15 protein-coding genes and 1 pseudogene are annotated in these 17,078 nt (G+C 74.3%); 10 read left to right on the forward strand and 6 right to left on the reverse strand.

The genetic code is table 11. The features are described 5' to 3' along the window. Nucleotides 1-259: 259 nt before the first annotated feature. Both ACWDBB_RS01800 and ACWDBB_RS01805 read left to right on the forward strand, forming a co-directional pair. Nucleotides 260-1,699: an amino acid permease gene (locus ACWDBB_RS01800; protein ID WP_449787738.1), complete on the forward strand. Its 1,440-nt coding sequence runs from the start codon at nt 260-262 to the stop codon at nt 1,697-1,699. A 262-nt stretch (nt 1,700-1,961) separates the two neighbouring features. Continuing rightward, the gene (locus ACWDBB_RS01805) at nt 1,962-3,143 is read left to right on the forward strand and encodes a helix-turn-helix domain-containing protein (RefSeq protein WP_449787739.1); all 1,182 of its coding nucleotides are present in this window, start codon (nt 1,962-1,964) and stop codon (nt 3,141-3,143) included. Nucleotides 3,144-3,296: 153 nt separating this feature from the next. Here the strand turns inward: ACWDBB_RS01805 and ACWDBB_RS01810 are convergent, their stop codons facing one another. Then, complete coding sequence (locus ACWDBB_RS01810) at nt 3,297-4,085, reverse strand: S1 family peptidase (RefSeq protein WP_449787740.1); 789 nt, start codon at nt 4,083-4,085, stop codon at nt 3,297-3,299. A gap of 141 nt (nt 4,086-4,226) precedes the next feature. Between ACWDBB_RS01810 and ACWDBB_RS01815 the strand changes: the two genes are divergently transcribed. The 3 genes from ACWDBB_RS01815 to ACWDBB_RS01825 all read left to right on the forward strand — a co-directional run bounded on the left by ACWDBB_RS01815 (nt 4,227) and on the right by ACWDBB_RS01825 (nt 7,509). Next, nucleotides 4,227-5,078, forward strand: a complete 852-nt coding sequence (locus tag ACWDBB_RS01815; RefSeq protein WP_449787741.1) for an EI24 domain-containing protein — start codon at nt 4,227-4,229, stop codon at nt 5,076-5,078. 541 nt (nt 5,079-5,619) lie between these two features. Beyond that, nucleotides 5,620-6,297, forward strand: a complete 678-nt coding sequence (locus tag ACWDBB_RS01820) for an aggregation-promoting factor C-terminal-like domain-containing protein (RefSeq protein ID WP_449787742.1) — start codon at nt 5,620-5,622, stop codon at nt 6,295-6,297. Nucleotides 6,298-6,504: 207 nt separating this feature from the next. After that, on the forward strand, nt 6,505-7,509 hold the full coding sequence (locus tag ACWDBB_RS01825; RefSeq protein ID WP_449787743.1) for a glycosyltransferase family 2 protein: 1,005 nt from the start codon (nt 6,505-6,507) through the stop codon (nt 7,507-7,509). Here the strand turns inward: ACWDBB_RS01825 and ACWDBB_RS01830 are convergent. After that, the gene (locus ACWDBB_RS01830; protein ID WP_449787744.1) at nt 7,493-8,140 is read right to left on the reverse strand and encodes an HIT family protein; all 648 of its coding nucleotides are present in this window, start codon (nt 8,138-8,140) and stop codon (nt 7,493-7,495) included. The two genes, ACWDBB_RS01825 and ACWDBB_RS01830, sit on opposite strands and share 17 nt — an antisense overlap. A gap of 121 nt (nt 8,141-8,261) precedes the next feature. On the opposite strand from ACWDBB_RS01830, the gene ACWDBB_RS01835 reads away from it, so the two are divergent. Further along, nucleotides 8,262-11,177 carry an FAD-binding and (Fe-S)-binding domain-containing protein gene (locus ACWDBB_RS01835; RefSeq protein WP_449787745.1) on the forward strand — a complete coding sequence of 972 codons (2,916 nt, stop codon included), beginning with the start codon at nt 8,262-8,264 and terminating at the stop codon, nt 11,175-11,177. On the opposite strand, the gene ACWDBB_RS01840 is transcribed toward ACWDBB_RS01835, so the two are convergent. Continuing rightward, nucleotides 11,174-11,677, reverse strand: coding sequence for a hypothetical protein (locus ACWDBB_RS01840; protein ID WP_449787746.1), 504 nt, complete (start codon nt 11,675-11,677; stop codon nt 11,174-11,176). The genes ACWDBB_RS01835 and ACWDBB_RS01840 overlap by 4 nt on opposite strands. A 42-nt stretch (nt 11,678-11,719) precedes the next feature. Then, nucleotides 11,720-12,223 carry a DUF1453 domain-containing protein gene (locus ACWDBB_RS01845; RefSeq protein WP_449787747.1) on the reverse strand — a complete coding sequence of 168 codons (504 nt, stop codon included), beginning with the start codon at nt 12,221-12,223 and terminating at the stop codon, nt 11,720-11,722. A gap of 74 nt (nt 12,224-12,297) precedes the next feature. Here ACWDBB_RS01845 and ACWDBB_RS01850 point away from each other — a divergent pair, with 74 nt between their 5' ends. The 3 genes and pseudogenes from ACWDBB_RS01850 (at nt 12,298) to ACWDBB_RS01860 (ending at nt 14,307) form a co-directional block, all read left to right on the forward strand. Next, a complete protein-coding gene (locus tag ACWDBB_RS01850) occupies nt 12,298-12,921 on the forward strand; it encodes a TetR/AcrR family transcriptional regulator (RefSeq protein ID WP_449787748.1) in 624 nt (207 codons plus the stop codon). Nucleotides 12,922-12,953: 32 nt separating this feature from the next. Further along, nucleotides 12,954-13,380 (forward strand): annotated as a pseudogene (locus ACWDBB_RS01855) (PaaI family thioesterase). A 96-nt stretch (nt 13,381-13,476) separates the two neighbouring features. Beyond that, a complete protein-coding gene (locus ACWDBB_RS01860) occupies nt 13,477-14,307 on the forward strand; it encodes an SDR family NAD(P)-dependent oxidoreductase (RefSeq protein WP_449787749.1) in 831 nt (276 codons plus the stop codon). A gap of 100 nt (nt 14,308-14,407) precedes the next feature. Here the strand turns inward: ACWDBB_RS01860 and ACWDBB_RS01865 are convergent, their stop codons facing one another. Then, on the reverse strand, nt 14,408-14,857 hold the full coding sequence (locus tag ACWDBB_RS01865) for a CBS domain-containing protein (RefSeq protein ID WP_449787750.1): 450 nt from the start codon (nt 14,855-14,857) through the stop codon (nt 14,408-14,410). Between the two features lie 102 nt (nt 14,858-14,959). Then, nucleotides 14,960-15,952, reverse strand: a complete 993-nt coding sequence (locus ACWDBB_RS01870; protein WP_449787751.1) for a slipin family protein — start codon at nt 15,950-15,952, stop codon at nt 14,960-14,962. A 148-nt stretch (nt 15,953-16,100) separates the two neighbouring features. Between ACWDBB_RS01870 and ACWDBB_RS01875 the strand changes: the two genes are divergently transcribed. Continuing rightward, nucleotides 16,101-16,889, forward strand: a complete 789-nt coding sequence (locus ACWDBB_RS01875; RefSeq protein ID WP_449787752.1) for a uracil-DNA glycosylase — start codon at nt 16,101-16,103, stop codon at nt 16,887-16,889. The last annotated feature ends 189 nt before the right edge of the window (nt 16,890-17,078 follow it).

The raw sequence follows: 17,078 nt of genomic DNA on the forward strand, positions 1-17,078 counted from the left end.
CCCACGGGCGATTTGAGCCCCAACAGAGCTTGGGAACCTCTCAAAAGGCTGACGATGCATCAGATTTGAGGTTTCCATGCCACCTTTCCACCCACCCCGACCAGGTCTTTTACGTTCGTTGAGCGAACAGTTACCAAAAAATTGTTCCGATCACCGGTGCGTGGAAGTTAGGTTGCGACGCAATGCGCGGGCAAGTCCCCCACCCTCCGGCATGACGAGTCGAGGGTCACACCGCGCTGGAAAGGCACAGGGTCCCGAGATGAGTGCGGACACCACCAGGCCCACCACGGCCACCAAGCTCCCCCAGCAGACCGGCCCGGTCGGACACGGCGGCGACGGCCACCTGAAGGCCGGGCTCAAGAACCGCCACCTGTCGATGATCGCCATCGGCGGCGTGATCGGCGCCGGCCTGTTCGTCGGCTCCGGCGCGGGCATCGCGACCACCGGCCCGGGCATCCTGCTCTCCTACGCCCTGGCCGGCGCGCTGGTCGTGCTGGTGATGCGGATGCTCGGCGAGATGGCCGCGGCCGACCCGCAGAGCGGCTCGTTCTCGGCGTACGCGGACCGCGCGCTGGGCCGCTGGGCCGGCTTCTCCATCGGCTGGCTGTACTGGTTCTTCTGGGTCGTGGTGCTCGCGGTCGAGGCGACGGCCGGTGCGAAGATCCTCAACAACTGGGTGCCCGGCGTGCCGCAGTGGGGGTGGGCGCTGATAGTGATGGCGGTGCTGACCGCCACCAACCTCTTCTCCGTGGCCTCCTACGGCGAGTTCGAGTTCTGGTTCGCCGGGATCAAGGTGGTCGCGATCGCCGCCTTCCTGGTGATCGGCACCCTCGCCGCCTTCGGCCTGCTGCCCGGCACCCACGCGGTCGGCGCCAGCAACCTCACCGGCCACGGCGGCTTCCTGCCGCACGGGGTGGGCGCGGTGTTCACCGGAATGCTCACCGTGGTCTTCGCCTTCATGGGCAGCGAGATCGTCACCCTGGCCGCCGGCGAGTCGGAGGACCCGGAGAAGGCGGTCAGCAAGGCCACCAACAGCGTCATCTGGCGCATCGGGATCTTCTACCTGGGCTCGATCCTGCTCGTGGTCACCCTGCTGCCGTGGGACTCCGCCGACGTCAAGGCGAGCCCGTACGTGGCGGTGCTGGACCACATCGGCATCCCGGGCGCCGGCCAGGTGATGGACGTGATCGTGCTGACGGCGGTGCTGTCCTGCCTCAACTCCGGGATGTACACGGCCTCCCGGATGGCCTTCTCGCTGGGCCAGCGCGGGGACGCGCCCAAGGCCTTCGCCACGGTGACCTCGCGCGGCGTGCCGCGGGTGGCGATCCTCTCCTCGGTGGTCTTCGGCTTCATCGCGGTCTTCTTCAACTACACCTCGCCGGACACCGTGTTCGCCTTCCTGCTCAACTCCTCCGGCGCCGTCGCGCTCTTCGTCTGGCTGGTGATCTGCGCCACCCAGCTGCGGATGCGGAAGATCATCGAGCGTGAGATGCCCGAGCGGCACACCGTCCGGATGTGGCTGTACCCGTACCTGACCTGGACGGCCATGGGCATGATCGGGTTCGTCATGGCGTACATGTTCACCGACGCCGACGGGCGCAAGCAGATGTACCTGTCGCTGGTCGCCGCAGCCATCGTGCTGGCAGCCTCGGCCGTGGTGGGCCGACGGCGGCGGGCCGCGGTGGCGGCGGGCTCCTGACCCGCCCGCCCCGCGCGGGAACGCCGGGCCCGGGAGCCGATGCGGAGGCTCCCGGGCCCGGCGCCGTTTCTCCGGCGCCGTCCCGCCGGCCGGTCCGTTGGTCGGTTCGTTCGACGCCCCGCCGGACGCCCTGTTCGCCACCCCGCCGGGCGTCCTGTTCGACGCCCCGTTCACCCTCCACAGTTTGACCAAGGCACGTCAAGGGGGATATCTGGGCCAGCGCTCCCCCACGAGCACTTCCCGACCCTCACCGGGAGATCCCGTGCCGATCCCGCCCACCCCCACGCCGCCCTCCCCGCCACCGCCCCGCGCGGAACCCGAGACCGCACGCCTGCGCTTCGGCCGTCGGCTGCGCCACTGGCGCGAAGCCCGCGGCCTCAGCCAGGCCGAGCTCGGCCGGCTGCTCGGCTACCACGACTCGCTGATCAGCCGGGTGGAGAACGCCCGCCGCTGGCCGCCGCCGGGGATGCCCGACCGGGCCGACGAACTCCTCCTCGCCGACGGCGAGCTGGCGCAGCTGTGGCAGGCCCTTCGACGGGAACGCCGACGCCTCGGCGAACTCGCCGCCGCCGCCCGGAAACCCCTCGCCGCCGACACCGCCCCACCGGACGCCGCCACCGTCGAGGTGCTCGCCCAACTGCTCGCCGTCTACCGCGCCGCCGTCGACCGGATCGGCGGCGAGGAGCTGGCCGCCGTCCTGGAGCACCACGCCCGCACCCTGGCCGGCCGGCCATGCACCGGCCCGCGCGAGAGCCCCACCGCCGACCGCTCGCTCGCCGCCCAGTACGCCGAGCTGGCCGGCTGGGCCCACTTCGAGGGAGACCGCCACGCCCACGCGCTCGGCTGGTACACCACCGGGCTGGAGTGGGCCCGCACGAGCGACGACCGGGCCACCACGGCCGCCCTGCTCGCCCGGCAGAGCACCCTGTACTGGTGGCACGGGGACGCGGCCACCGCGCTCGCCCTGGCGGAGGCCGCCCGGAGCACCGCCCCTCCCCTGCCGGAGCTGCGGGCCTGGGCCGCCGTCGTCCAGGCCCATGCCCACGCACTGGCCGGACAGGCACCGCAGGTCCGCCGGACCCTGGCGGACGCCCGGCGACTGACCGGCGCCGCACTGCGCTCCGGCGCGCCGACGCCCTGGACGGAGCGCGCCGAGCTGGTCCTGGCCGTCGCCCATGGCACCTGCCACCGGGACCTCGCCCTCCACACCGGCCGCAGCGCCCACGCCCACGCCGCGGCGGACCGGCTGGAGGCGGCCCTGCGACTACTCGACCGGGCCGCCCGCCCGCGCGACCACGCCCTGATCACCGCCCGCCTCGCCGGCGCCCGCGCCCTCGCCGGTCACCCCGACGCCGCGGCCGCTCTGCTCTCCCGGCTGCCCGCGAACACCACCGGCCGCATCGCCCGCGAGCAGCGGCGTGCCGGGGAGTGGCTGCGCCGGTGAAAGCCGAGCTCCGCGGCCCCGGCCCGGACGCCGCCGCCGGTGAAAGCCCGGACGCCGCGCCGGCGCCCGGACGCACGGCAGCGGGGCCGGCCACCACCTGCGGGAGTGGTGGCCGGCCCCGCCGGACCGGTCCGGCGGCCCCTGCGGGTCGGCTCAGAGGCCGGCCGCCGCCGAGGCGATGGCCGCCGCGTACGTGCTCACCTGGGAGTAGACGCCCGGGTAGCCCGCGCGGGCGCAGCCGTTGCCCCAGCTGACGATGCCGACCTGGATCCAGCGGCCCGCCGCGTCCTGGCGGACCATCGGGCCGCCCGAGTCGCCCTGGCAGGTGTCGACGCCGCCCTGGGAGACGTAGCCCGCGCAGAGCGAGCCGGCCTTGTTCAGGCCCGGGTAGGCGCCGGCGCAGGTGGCGTCGTCGACGAACGGCACGGTGGCCTTGAGCAGGTACCGCTGCTGGGCGCCGCCCTCGCTCGCGGCGCCCCAGCCCATGATGGTGAAGGTGCCGTTGTCGTAGGCGGTGGAGGTGGCGATCGGCAGGGTGCTGACCAGGCTGCCGCTGATCGGCGAGGCCAGCTTGATCAGCGCCCAGTCGTTGCCGTTCTCGGCGCCGGTGAAGGACGGCGACTGGTAGACGTACGAGGAACGGACCTTGATCGCGGTGCCGCTGCGCAGGTCGACCGCTCCCGCGGTGACGGTGATGCTGCTGTTGGCGCCGGTGCCGTCGACGCAGTGGGCGGCGGTGAGCACGATCTGCGAGGTGTAGAGCGCGCCGCCGCAGCCCATCGAGAGCCGCACCATGAACGGGAACTCGCCCTGCGCCGCCCGCGTGCCGCCGACCACGCTCGGCGACGGCGCGGGCGAGGCGGCGGCGGGCAGCACGAGTGTGCCGACGCCGAGCACCAGACCGATCAACAGGCTCATCAGCCTGCCGAGTTGACGCTTCATCGGACTCCTCCTTGCAGGTGGGGGAAGACCGAGGGTGGCCCGGCGGGCGGCGCTACAGGAGGGGGGCGCCCTTGCCGGTCGGAACTGGCAGGAACACGGCAATGCGGGGTTCCGGGCCGGGAGGCCCTAGGGTGATCGCCCATGCGAGATCTTGTGGCGGGGACGAAGTACCTGGTCGCGGGCCAGAAATGGGTGGGCCGGCACGGCCGCTGGTGGGGCTTCGGGATGCTGCCGGCCCTGCTCACACTGGTCGGCTACGTCATCGCGCTCGCCTTCCTCGGCGCCTGGGCCAAGGACCTCGCGGACTGGGCAACCCCGTTCGCCGACCACTGGGGCTCACCCTGGCGGGAACTGCTGCGCGACGCGCTCGCGGCGATCGTCTTCGGCGGCGGACTGCTGCTCTCCCTGCTCACCTTCACCGCGGTCACCCTGGTGGTCGGACAGCCCTTCTACGAGGCGCTCTGCGCCGAGGTCGACGAGACCGAGGGCGACGCGCCCGCCGCACCGGACACCGCGCTCTGGCGCGAGCTGCTGACCGCGGTGCGCGACAGCCTGTACGTGCTGGTGCGGGTGGCCGCGTTCGGCGTGGTGCTGTTCGCCTGCGGGTTCATCCCGGTGGTCGGGCAGACGGTGGTCCCGACGCTCGGCTTCCTGGTGGCCGGCTTCTTCATGACCGTCGAGCTGACGGCCGTCGCCCTGCAGCGGCGCCGGGTGCCGCAGCCCGAGCGAATCCGGCTGCTGCGCGCCCGGCTCGGGCTGGCGCTGGGTTTCGGCACGCCGCTGGTCCTGGCCTTCCTGGTGCCACTGGTCACGGTGCTCGCCATGCCGGGGGCCGTCGCCGGCGCCACTCTGCTGGCCCGCGACCTCGTCCCGACCGCCCCGCAGGAGGGGCGGGAGAGGCCGGCCCCCGGCGCCTCCGCCCCCGACGCCCCCGCCCCCGCCCCCGCCCCCGCCGGGCCGCCCGTCCCGGGCAATCCGTACGCGACCCCCTGAGGCCGTGACCCTCCGCTCACGCTGCGCCGACATCGGGTGGGCGAACGTGTGAGCCCGCCCACAGGGGGATCGCCATCCACGATCCCCGATAGTGGACGCGCGCCCCGGGGCTGCCGACCCGACTCCGCCGAGGCGCCCCGGGCGGACCGTCCACGGCCGCGCTCCGCCTGAAGAACACAGGCCGCAGTCGGTGTCGACACTGCGATCCTTCACCGCTTCCGGGACTCTTCCCTCGGATGGGCAATTCGGGCAAACGCGCACAAATCAACCGCCGTTCCTTGCCGCGTCGGCTCCGCGGCCACGATCGGACGTAGTAGAGAACGCCTTTGCCACCCGTCCTCGGCCCTGCCAAGAATGGCCCGTCGCCAGGCAGCGCAGCCTCACCTCCGCCGCCGCGCCGCCCGCCCCCGCCTCTCCGGCCGGGGCGCCACGGCCGTCCGTCCAGGGCGGCCGCAGCGGGCCCCGCTCAGCCGGAGCCCGCGCGATGCCCCGCCCCCGATGCCCACCGGCACGGCCCCGACGGAGAAGGATCGTCCGCCCGATGCAGCTCAGCCAGCTCAGCCATGCCCGACGCAACTCCCTGATCACCGGTGTCGCCACCCTCGTGGTCGCGAGCGCCGCCACCGCGGCCCTCGCCATCCCGCAGGCCGGGAACGCCACCGCGGCCGCCCCGGTGGCCGCCGTGTCGGCGGAGGGCCGGCCGGTCACCGAGCCGGGCCAGGCCGACACCGCTGCCGCCGACGCGCAGGCCGCCCAGGAGGCCCAGGCCAAGGCCGAGGCGGACGCCGCCGCCCAGGCGCAGGCCCAGGCGCAGGCTCAGGCCGAGGCTCAGGCTCAGGCTCAGGCCGACGCGAAGGCCAAGGCCGACGCCGAGGCCGCCGCCTCCCGCTCCCAGGAGCGCCAGAACCTCGACAGCGCGCCGGCCGCCTACTCCGGCACCCCGCAGCAGATCGCCGCGCAGATCGTCCCGGCCGGCCAGCTCCAGTGCTTCAGCAACATCGTGTTCCGCGAGAGCAGCTGGAACCCGCTCGCGGTCAACGCCTCCTCCGGCGCGTACGGTCTGGTCCAGGCCCTGCCCGGCTCCAAGATGGCCTCCGCGGGCGCCGACTGGCGCACCAACCCGGCCACCCAGATCAAGTGGGGCCTGAACTACATGAACACCCGCTACGGCAGCCCCTGTGCCGCCTGGTCGTTCTGGCAGGCCCACCACTGGTACTAAGCCGGACCCGTTCGGCCACCGGTGCCCGCGACGCACCTCGCGTCGCGGGCACCGGCGCACATCGCCGCAGGTCGGGGCGGGCGTGGACACGTCCGGCAGGCGGCGTGAAGATATGGCGCACGCTCGTACGATTTGCCACCGATTGCTCGGAATTACGGACCGTCAGGGCTTTGCCACGGTCCGCAGGCCCACTTACGCTCCGGCGTCATGCCCTCGCCCCTGATCAGCGTCGTGGTCCCCGCCTACGACCAGCACGGACAGCTCGCCGACTGCCTGGACTCGCTGCTCGCCCAGTCCCTGGCCGACATCGAGGTGATCGTGGTCGCCGACCGCTCCCCCGAGACCGCGGGTGGGCTCGCCGACGCGTACGCCGCCCGGCACCCGCACGTGTCGGTGCTGCACCTGAACGCGGCGGTCGGGGTCGGGGCGAGCCGGAACGCGGGGGCGGCGCGGGCGGCCGGCGAGTACCTGCTGTTCCTGGACGCCGACCACCTGCTGCCCCGGGACGCCCTGCGGACGCTCGCCGACCGGCTCCGGCAGACCGGGCCGGTGGACGTGCTGCTGTTCGGCCACTCCCGCCGCCACCAGGACCGGGACTGGCCGGGCGGGGCCGAGGCGCTGCTCGCCGAGGCCGGCCCCGAGCCGTTCGCGCCCTTCGACCGGCCCGAGCTGTTCGGCGCGCCGCCGCTGATCTGGGACCGGCTGGTCCGCCGCGGCCACTGGGCCGGGCTGGGCCTGGCCTTCCCGCCCGGCCGCTACGAGGAGGTCCCGGTGGCGCACGCGGCGCTGCTCGGCGCCCGGAGCGCCGCCGTGCTGGCGCGCGAGTGCGTCCAGCTGCGCCGCCGGGAGACCGTCCACCCGGCGGGCGGGCCCGGCAGCAGCGTCTTCGACCTGTTCGAGCAGTACGAGCGCAGCTTCGCCCTGCTGGAGGACCAGCCGCACCTGTACGCGGTGCGCGACGCGCTGTTCGTCCGGATGATCAGGCACTACCTGTTCGTCTTCGACCTGGCCGGCTGCGTCCCCCGCGCCGAGCGGCCGCAGTTCTTCCACCGCGCCGCCGAGCACCACCGGCGCTTCCAGCCGCCCGGCCACCGCCGGCCCGGCGGCCGCGAGGGGATCAAGTTCTCGCTGCTGGCGGGCGGCGCCTACCCGGCGTTCGAGGTGGCCAAGCTCTCCCACATCGCGCGCGGCACGCTCACCGGACGGAAGTAGCTCGGCGGGCGTGCGCGGTGCCGCCCTCGGCGGCCATCGCCGCCGCGATCCGGCGGGCCCGCTCGGCCCTCACCCCCGCGGGCTGCGGCGGCAGCACGTCCATCCACAGGGGCAGGGTCGAGCCGCGCAGCTGGGCCACCCCCTCGGGGCGGGCGAGCAGCCACAGGTGCAGGTGTGCCGAGCCGTCGCCCCAGCGGTTCACGTGGACCCGGCCGACGCCGCCGAGCGACCGTACCGCCCGCTCCACCCGCTGCAGCATCGGGCCCAGCCGCGCGGACAGTTCGGCTGGCAGGTCCAGCAGGTCGTGGTGGGCGCGCGGCCAGAGGAGCAGGGTGGCGGGCAGACCGTTCGGCTCGTCGGTGGTGCCGAGCCGCCAGTGCTCGTCGGTCCACAGGAAGTCGGTGTCGGGGCGGGCACAGTCCGGGCAGCTCTCCGGGCCGTCCTCGCCGTTGCGGGGCGGCTCCGGCAGCTCGGGCGCGCGCAGTTCCCGGACGGTCAGCTCGCCCTCGTACGGGAAGATCTCCCAGGACGGCGCGCCGTCCGCCGGGAAGGGCAGCGGCTCGCCGATCGGGAGGCGGGCGAGGTAGGCCTCGGGGCCGGCCGGGTCAACGGGCACGGGTTCGTCGATCATGACCGCCGAGGGTGCCACATGACACCCCGTCGGCGGTACCCCCGTCGTGCCCGGTACCGGTCCGGCCGGGTGCCTGCGATCATCGGCGGAGCCGTCGCCGCACCCGCCCGGGAGGTCCCTGGTGAGCCGTCCGTCCGCCGTACCCGGGGCCGCGCTGGCCCGTGAGCTGGCCGCCGTGCTGCGCGGCGAGGTCCGCTTCGGCGCCGCCGAGCGCACCGTCTACAGCCAGGACGCCTCCAACTACCGGCAGTTGCCGCTGGGCGTGGTCAAACCCGCCGACCTCGACGACGTGCGCACGGCACTGGCGCTGTGCCGCGAGCACCGGGTGCCGGTGGTGGCGCGCGGGGCCGGGACCAGCATCGGCGGGCAGGCGATCGGCCCGGGCGCGGTGGTGCTGGACTTCCGCCGCCACCTCGGCGCGGTGCTGGAGCTCGACCCGCAGGCCCGCACCGCGCGCGTCCAGCCCGGCACCGTGCTGGACGACCTCCAGCGCGCCGCCAGACCGTACGGGCTGCGCTTCGGCCCCGACCCGTCCACGCACAGCCGCTGCACCATCGGCGGCATGATCGGCAACGACTCCTGCGGCTCGCACTCGCTCGCCTGGGGGCGCACCGCCGACAACGTCGAGCGGCTGGAGCTGCTTCTCGCGGACGGCACCGAGCTGACCGTCGGCGGACGGCTCACCTCCCGGGAGCGTGCCGCGCTCGCCGCGCGGCCCGGAAGGGTCGGTCGACTCCACGCCGAGCTACAGGAGTTCACCGACCGCAACCTCGCCGTCATCCGGCAGGGCATGCCGCAGCTGCCCCGCCGCACCTCCGGCTACCCGCTGGACGCGCTGCTGCCCGAGCACGGCCACGACCTGGCCCGGGCGCTCACCGGCACCGAGGGCACCTGCGCGCTGCTGCTCGGCGCCACCGTCCGACTGGTCGAGGACCCGCCCGCGCGGGCCCTGGTGGTGGCCGGCTACCCCGACGAGGGCGCCGCCGCCGACGCCGTCCCGGCGCTGCTGCCCCACGGCCCGCTGACCGCCGAGGGCATGGCGGCCGACCTGATCGCCGCGCTGCTCGCCGCCGGGCCCCGGCCGCCCGCGCTGGACCGGCTGCCCGCCGGCGAGTGCTGGCTGTTCCTGGAGACCGGCGGCGACACCCCGTTGGCGGCCTACCAGGCCGCCCGCCGACTCGCCGACGAGGTGCGCCGCGAACGCTCCGCCACCGTCGCGCTGGTCACCGACCCGGTCGAGCGGCGCCAGCTGTGGGCCGTCCGGGAGGCCGGCGCGGGGATCGTCACCCGGCTGCCCGGAGGCGGCCAGGCCTGGCCCGGCTGGGAGGACTCCGCCGTCCCTCCCGAGCGGCTCGGCGACTACCTCCGGGACCTGCGCGCCCTGCTGCGCCGGCACAGCCTGCGCGGTGTCCCGTACGGGCACTTCGGCGACGGCTGCGTGCACCTGCGGATCGACTTCCCGCTGGACGAGCCCCAAGGGGTGCTGGTCTTCCGGGAGTTCCTGGAGCAGGCGGCCGATCTGGCGGTCTCGTACGGCGGTTCGCTCTCCGGCGAGCACGGCGACGGGCAGGCCAGGGCGGAGCTGCTGCCGCGCATGTACCCGCCCGAAGTCATCGGCTTGTTCGGCGAGTTCAAGCGGATCTGGGACCCGGAGAACCTGCTCAACCCGGGCGCCCTGGTCGATCCCCGCCCGCTCGACGCGGACCTGCGCTTCGTCACCGCCCCGCGCCGCACGCTGCCACTGGCGCTCCCGTACGAGCAGGACGGCGGCAGCCTGGTCAAGGCGGTGCACCGCTGCGTGGGCGTGGCCAAGTGCGTGGCCCCGGGCAGCGGGGTGATGTGCCCGAGCTACCTGGCCACCAGCGAGGAGCGGCACTCCACCCGGGGGCGGGCCCGGCTGCTCGCCGAGATGCTGCGGGGGATGGGGGCGCCTCCCGGCCGCCGGGCCGGGGCAGCGGTCGCGGACGGGTGGCGCTCGCAGGAGGTCCGCGAGGCGCTGGACCTCTGTCTGAGCTGCAAGGGCTGCGCGAGCGACTGCCCGGTGCACGTCGACATGGCGACGTACAAGTCCGAGTTCCTGTACCAGCACTACCGGCACCGGCCGCGTCCGCTCGCGCACTACTCGATGGGCTGGCTGCCGCTCTGGCTGCGGGCCGTCGCTCTCGCGCCCGGGGCCGCCAACACGCTCGCCCGCTCCCGGGCCGGCGCTCTGCTCAAGCGGCTCGGCGGGATCGACCGGCGCCGGGTGCTGCCGGTCTTCCCGCCGGAGACCTTCACCGCCTGGTACCGGCGGCACCGCGCCGAGCACCCGGCTCCGGCGGGCGCCCGGCCGGTGCTGCTGTGGCCGGACACCTTCTCCGAGCACCTCCAGCCGAACGTGCCGCGCTCGGCCGTCGAGGTGCTGGAGCACCTGGGCTTCGACGTCCGGCTGCCCTCGGGCCCGGTCTGCTGCGGGCTCACCTGGCACTCCACCGGCCAACTCGGCACTGCCCGAAGGGTGTTGCGGCGCAGCCTGCGAACGCTGGACGGAACCGGTCTCCCGGCCGACACCCCCGTGGTCGGCCTGGACCCGAGCTGTACCGCGACCCTGCGCGAGGACCTGCCCCGACTGCTCGGCACCGAGGGCCGCCCGCTCGCCGACCGCACCCGCACCTTCGCCGAGTTCCTCGACGAGTACGCCCCCGACGCCCCGCTCCCCCGGATCCGGCTGGACGCCCTCACCCAGACCCACTGCCACCAGCACGCGGTGCTCGGCAGCGCCGCCGACCGCCGGGTGGAGGCCCGGCTCGGTCTGAACAACCGGGTACTGGAGGCCGGTTGCTGCGGCCTGGCGGGCAACTTCGGCTTCGAGCAAGGGCATTTCGAGGTGTCCGTGGCGATCGCGGAGCGGGTACTGCTGCCCGAGGTCCGCGCGGCCGGTCCGGCGACGGTGGTGCTGGCGGACGGCTTCAGCTGCCGCACCCAGATCGCCCAACTCGCCGACGGGCGGCAGGCCCTGCACCTGGCGGAGCTGATCGCCCGGGAACTGCGCCGCTAACGCGCGTGCGCGGCGAGAAAAGCCCCGGCGTGCGCCGCGGCCTCCTCCCGGGTCCGGTGCTCGTCGGCCGCCTCGCCGGTGGCGCCGTCGGCGCCGGTGGCCACCCAGCGCCAACCGCCGACCGTCTCGACCAACTCCGCAGTACCCTTGAAGAGTTCGAGCGAGTCAGACTTCGCCACCGGGCGACTGACGGCCTCCGGCCACTTCTTCCTGGCTCCCTGTCGGGTGATACCCCAGGCGGCGCCGAGTCGCTCGTAGCTGGCACCGTAGGACCCCGCGGTGGCGGCCGCGCCCGCGGCGAGCCGCTTGACCTCGGTGTCCACCAGCTTCCAGGCGGACAGCACGGAGAGGGCCACCTCGACCGGCTCGGCGTTCCACATCCGCTCCGCGGGCAGGCCGGTCGTGCGGGCGCGCACGGCGGCGGCGAGGGGGCCAAGGGCATCGAGAAGGGCCTTGGCCAGTTCGGCCCGTTCCTCATGGGTGATCTCCACGACGGTCATATCGACAACTTTAGTTTCCAAGCTCGGTCACGACAACCGAAGTTACCGACGGAGTCGATCCAGCGGGCTCGAGCCCTGCCCCTCCGGCGCGAACGGGACCCCCGAGGAGAGCCCCCGCAGGCCGACCGCCAGGGCCTCCCCGAGGAAGCCCACGCCGATCGACAGTTGGACCGGCCGGGCGTCCGCGGCCAGGCCGAAGTGCGCGGCGAGCGCGGCGAAGCCGGCCATCACGGCGAGCGAGAGCGCCGCGACGAGGAAGGTCCACCCGGTGTAGCGCTGCCACAGCACGCCCTCGCGCTCGTAGACCCGGACGGTCGCGCCGCGCACCGCCCCCAGCGCGACGCCGAGCGCGGCGCCCGCCACGATCCAGCCGTAGTCGGCCGCACCGAGGCCGTGCCGCTGCGCGAGCGCCCACACGCCGAGGCCGGTGAGCACCACCGGCGGCGCGAAGAGGTCCCGGGCGTTGAGCGGTTCGCCTCGCAGCCGCCGGATCACGACCACCACGACCACGGCGGCGATCAGCCCCACGTGCACCCAGCCGTTCATTCCCGCTCCCCCAGAGTTTTGTAGCTCGACCGTGCTAACTCAGCAATTTAGCTCGCCCGTGCTATAACGGCAACATGCCGAAGATCGTCGACCCCGCCGAACGCCGCCAGGCCGTCGCCGACGCCGTCCTGCGCGTCGCGGCCCGCGAAGGACTGGAGCACGCCTCACTGCGCAACGTCGCCGAGGAAGCCGGACTGGCCGTCGGCTCGGTGCGGCACTACTTCGCCGGCAGCTCGGAGCTGATGATCTTCGCGATGGGCGAGCTGGCCCACCGGATCGAGACCCGCATCCGCGTCCACGCCGCCGCCCTGCTCGACCCTGCCGCCGCCGGGACCGACCGGCGCGAGCGGACCGTCCGACTGCTCGCCGAAACCCTCCCGCTGGACGCCGCGCGCCGGGAGGAGTCCGCGCTCTGGCTCTCCTTCGTCACCGCCGCCCGCACCCGGCCCGGCCTGCGGCCCCGTGCCGCCGAACTGCATTCCGGGCTCGACGAGTTGGTCCGCCGCGTCCTCGCCGAGTCCGCACGCGCCGGCGGCCTGGCCCCCGGCCTCGACCTCGAGCTCGAGACCCGCCGGCTCTCCGCCCTGCTGGACGGCCTCGCCCTCCAGGCCGTCCAACACCCCGACCTGGTCGGCCCGGACGACCTGCGCGCGGTACTGCGCCGACACCTCGACACCCTTGCCGCACCGACCTCCTGACGGAACGTCTACTCACCCCGCACAATGGCGCGATGACCCTCACCACCGCCGACGCGGACAAGCTGTTGACCGAGCACTTCGCTCCCTGGGTGCGGGACCTGGGGCTGTCGACCGTCGAGACCGGCGAGCCACGCGGTACTGCGGCTGCCCTCGTCCGACCAGCTCGCCCGCCAGGGCGGCGCGCTGTCCGGCCAGGCGCTGATGGCCGCCGCCGACACGGCCTGCGTGATCGCCCTCTCGGCCGCCCGCGGCGGCTTCGGCCCGATGACCACCGTCCAGCAGTCCGCCGCCTTCCAGCGGGCCGTACTCGCCCAGGACCTCCTGGTGCACGCCCGGATCACCAAACTCGGCCGCCGGATCGCCTTCCTCGACATCACCCTCACCCCCGATGGCGCCGAAAGCCCCGAGGACACCGCAGACCCGGCCGCCCACGCCACCGCCGTCTACGCCCTGGGCTGACCCGGCCACCACCCGGGTGTCACACCGCCGTGCCCGCCGGTGTCCTGATGCCGCCAGGTCATCGGACCCCGTCATCGGACACAGTGGAGCGCACACATGAGCAAGGTCTGGTTCGTCACCGGTTCCTCCCGCGGCCTCGGCCGCGCCTTCGTCGAGGCGGCCCTGTCCCGCGGCGACAAGGTGGCCGCGACCGCCCGCGACACCGCGCGGCTCGCCGACCTGGTCGCCGCCCACGGGGACGCGGTGCTCCCGCTCCCGCTGGACGTCGCCGACCGGGACGCCGTCCACCGCGCCGTCCAGCGGGCCCACCGGCACTTCGGCCGGCTCGACGTCCTCGTGAACAACGCCGGCTACGGCCTGTCCGGCGCCGTCGAGGAACTCTCCGAGGAGCAGCTGCGCGACCAGCTGGACACCAACCTGTTCGGCCCGCTGCGGGTTGTCCAGGCCGCACTCCCCCTGCTGCGCGCCCAGGGCTCCGGGCACGTCGTCCAGATCTCCTCGGTCGCCGGCGTCGCCGCGTTCCCGCTCGGCGGCGGGTACTGCGCCTCCAAGTGGGCCCTGGAGGGCCTGAGCGAGGCGCTCGCCCAGGAGGTCGCCGGGTTCGGCGTCAAGGTGACCGTGGTCGAGCCGGGCAGCTACGCCACCGACGCGGTCGCCTCCGCCGTACGCGCCGAGGCCGACCCGCACTACGACGGGCTGCGCGCGGCCTTCGCCGCCCACGCCGCCTCACTCGACGTCGGCGACCCGGCCGCGGCGGGCCGGGCCCTGCTCCGGCTCGTCGACGCCGAGCGGCCGCCGCTGCGGGTGTTCTTCGGCGCCCAGGGCCGGCCGATACTCCAGCAGGTCTACGCCGACCGGCTGGCCGGCTGGGCCGAGTGGGCCGAACTCTCCCTCGAGGCGCACGGCTCCGCCGCTTCGGCTGCCTGACCGGCACGACCAAGCGACCGTGGCTCCACCCCGGCGGGGGCGGAGCCACGGCCCACGTGCGCACGACGGCTTCAGCCCCCGGGCGGTCGTCCCGGGCGGGTCAGCCCTGGGCGGCCCCCGCGGGCGCCTCCTCCGCGCAGACCGCCGCCACGAACTCGGCGACCCGTGCCTGCGGCAGACCGCGCGCGATGTCCGCCTCACTGATCATGCCGACCAGCTTGTGCTCCGGATGGTTGATCACCGGCAGCCGACGCACCTGGTACTGCTCCATCACCCGCAGCACCTGGTCACAGTCCTCGTCCGCCTCCACCGTCATCGGCCGCCCCTGCGCCAGTTCGCCCGCCGTCACCGACGCCGGGTCGCGGCCCTCGGCGACGCAGCGCAGCACGATGTCCCGGTCGGTCAAGATCCCCGACAGCTTGTCGCCCGGCCCGCAGATGGGCAGGGCGCCCACATGGCGTTCCCGCATGATCCGGGCGGCAGCCGCGAGCGTCTCGTGCTCGCGGATGCACTCCGCGCCCGGGTGCATGATGTCGCTGGCTTTGGTCATGGTCCGCCTCCTGACCTGGCTTCCCCTCTCTCGTCCATCGTGGTCCGGGTGGATGGCCGACGCCACCGGGGCCGTCCCGCCCGTCCCGCTCGGGCGGTGGGCTCAGCCCCCTCCGCCCGGCCCGGTGGCCTCGTCCGGCTCGATCCGACCGTCCGGCGACTCCGTACGGTTCAGCGGCGAGCGCTCCAGCACCTCCTCCAGCGGCGGGAGTTCGTGCCGGGGCTGGTCCGGTTCGAGCTCCTCCTCCGGGACCTCGCCGCTCTCCACTGCCTCCTCCGCGGCCTTCGCCCCGGCCGCGGCCGCGGCGGCCGTAAGCAGGTTCCGCTGCTGGACCTCCGTCGCGCTGTCCAGGAAGCGCAGCAGCTCCACCGGGAACGGCAGCACCAGCGTCGAGTTCTTCTCCGCGGCCACCTCCACCACGGTCTGCAACAGCCGAAGTTGGAGCGCGGCCGGGGTCGCGCTCATCACCGCCGCGGCCTCCGACAGCCGCTCCGAGGCCTGGTACTCGCCGTCCGCGGTGATGATCCGGGCCCGCCGCTCCCGCTCGGCCTCCGCCTGCCGGGCGATCGAGCGCTTCATCGACTCCGGCAGCGCGACGTCCTTGATCTCCACCCGGTCGATCTCGATGCCCCAGCCCAGCGCCGGACTGTCGATCATCAACTCCAGCCCCTGGTTGATCGGTTCCCGGTTGGCCAGCAGGTCGTCCAGCTCGCTCTTGCCGATGATCGAGCGCAGCGAGGTCTGCGCGACCTGGGAGATCGCGAAGTTGTAGTCCTGCACGTTGACGGTGGCCTTCACCGGGTCCACCACCCGGAAGTAGACCACCGCGTCCACCCGCACCGTCACGTTGTCCCGGGTGATGCCCTCCTGCGCCGGGATCGGCATCGTCACGATCTGCACGTTCACCCTGCGCAGCCGGTCCGCGATCGGCATCAGCGCCACCAGCCCGGGAGCGCGCACCTCGTCGCGCACCTTCCCGAAGCGGAACACCACGCCCTTCTGGAACTGCTGGACGACCCTGATGCTCATGCTCGCCCAGATCGCCCCCAGCCCGGCGAGCCCCGCGAGGGCGCCCAGCACCGCATCGACGATCATCGCGGCCTCCTTGCGGCCTGCGCGCACACCGGCGCGTCCGGCCGGCCCCGACCCGGACCGGCCGGGGACCGCCGGAGCAACTGATTCCACGCTACGCCTGCCCGGCCGACGCCGGAACGAACGCCCGGAAGCCCCTAGGATCTCGACCATGCCGACCGTGGCCGCGCCCTCCTCCCCCGCCGACGACCCGGACGACCCCCGGCACCCCGCCGAGGCGGCCGCCCGGGCCGGCACGCTCGCCGCGCTGGACCGCGTCGTCACCGGCTGCCGGGCCTGCCCGCGCCTGGTCCAGTGGCGCGAGGAGACCGCCCGCACCAAACGCCGCGCCTACCAGGACTGGGACTACTGGGCCCGCCCCGTCCCCGGCTTCGGCCCGCCGGACGCCCCGCTCGTCCTGGTCGGCCTCGCCCCCGCCGCCCACGGCGCCAACCGCACCGGCCGGATCTTCACCGGCGACCCCTCCGGCGACCTGCTCTACGCCGCCCTGTACGAGCTCGGGTTCGCCAACCGCGCCGTGTCCGTCCGCCACGGCGACGGGCTGGAGCTGTCCGGCGTCCGGATCACCGACCCGGTCCGCTGCGCCCCGCCGGACAACAGGCCCAGCACCGCGGAACGCGACACCTGCCGGCCCTGGATCAGCCGGGAGCTGGAGCTGATGCGCCCCACCGTGCGCACCGTCGTCGCCCTCGGCGGCTTCGCCTGGCAGGCGATGCTGCCGGTGATCGCCGACTCCGGCTGGCAGGTCCCGCGGCCCCGCCCCGCCTTCGGCCACGCCGCCCTGGCCACCTTCCCGGCCCGCGACGGCGGCCCGGAGCTGCGGATGTACGGCTGCTACCACGTGAGCCCCCGCAACACGAACACCGGTCGGCTGACCACCACGATGCTCCGCGACCTGCTGCGCGAGGCAGCCCGCTCGGCCGGGCTCGACCCCCGGTAGCCCCAAGCGCCAACCGCGCCCGCAGGTGCACCCGGGCGCCGACCGAGCACGACACCGCAGGACGCGCCCGTGTTCCGGGGCACACCGCCCGGGCGCTAGCCCGGTCCTTCGCACATAACGAGTTCGGATGAACTGGTGATGCGACCGGTATCCCGGTGGGATGCCAGTCGTTGGACCCGGCATGCCGAT

Source organism: Kitasatospora sp. NPDC001095, assembly GCF_053598615.1.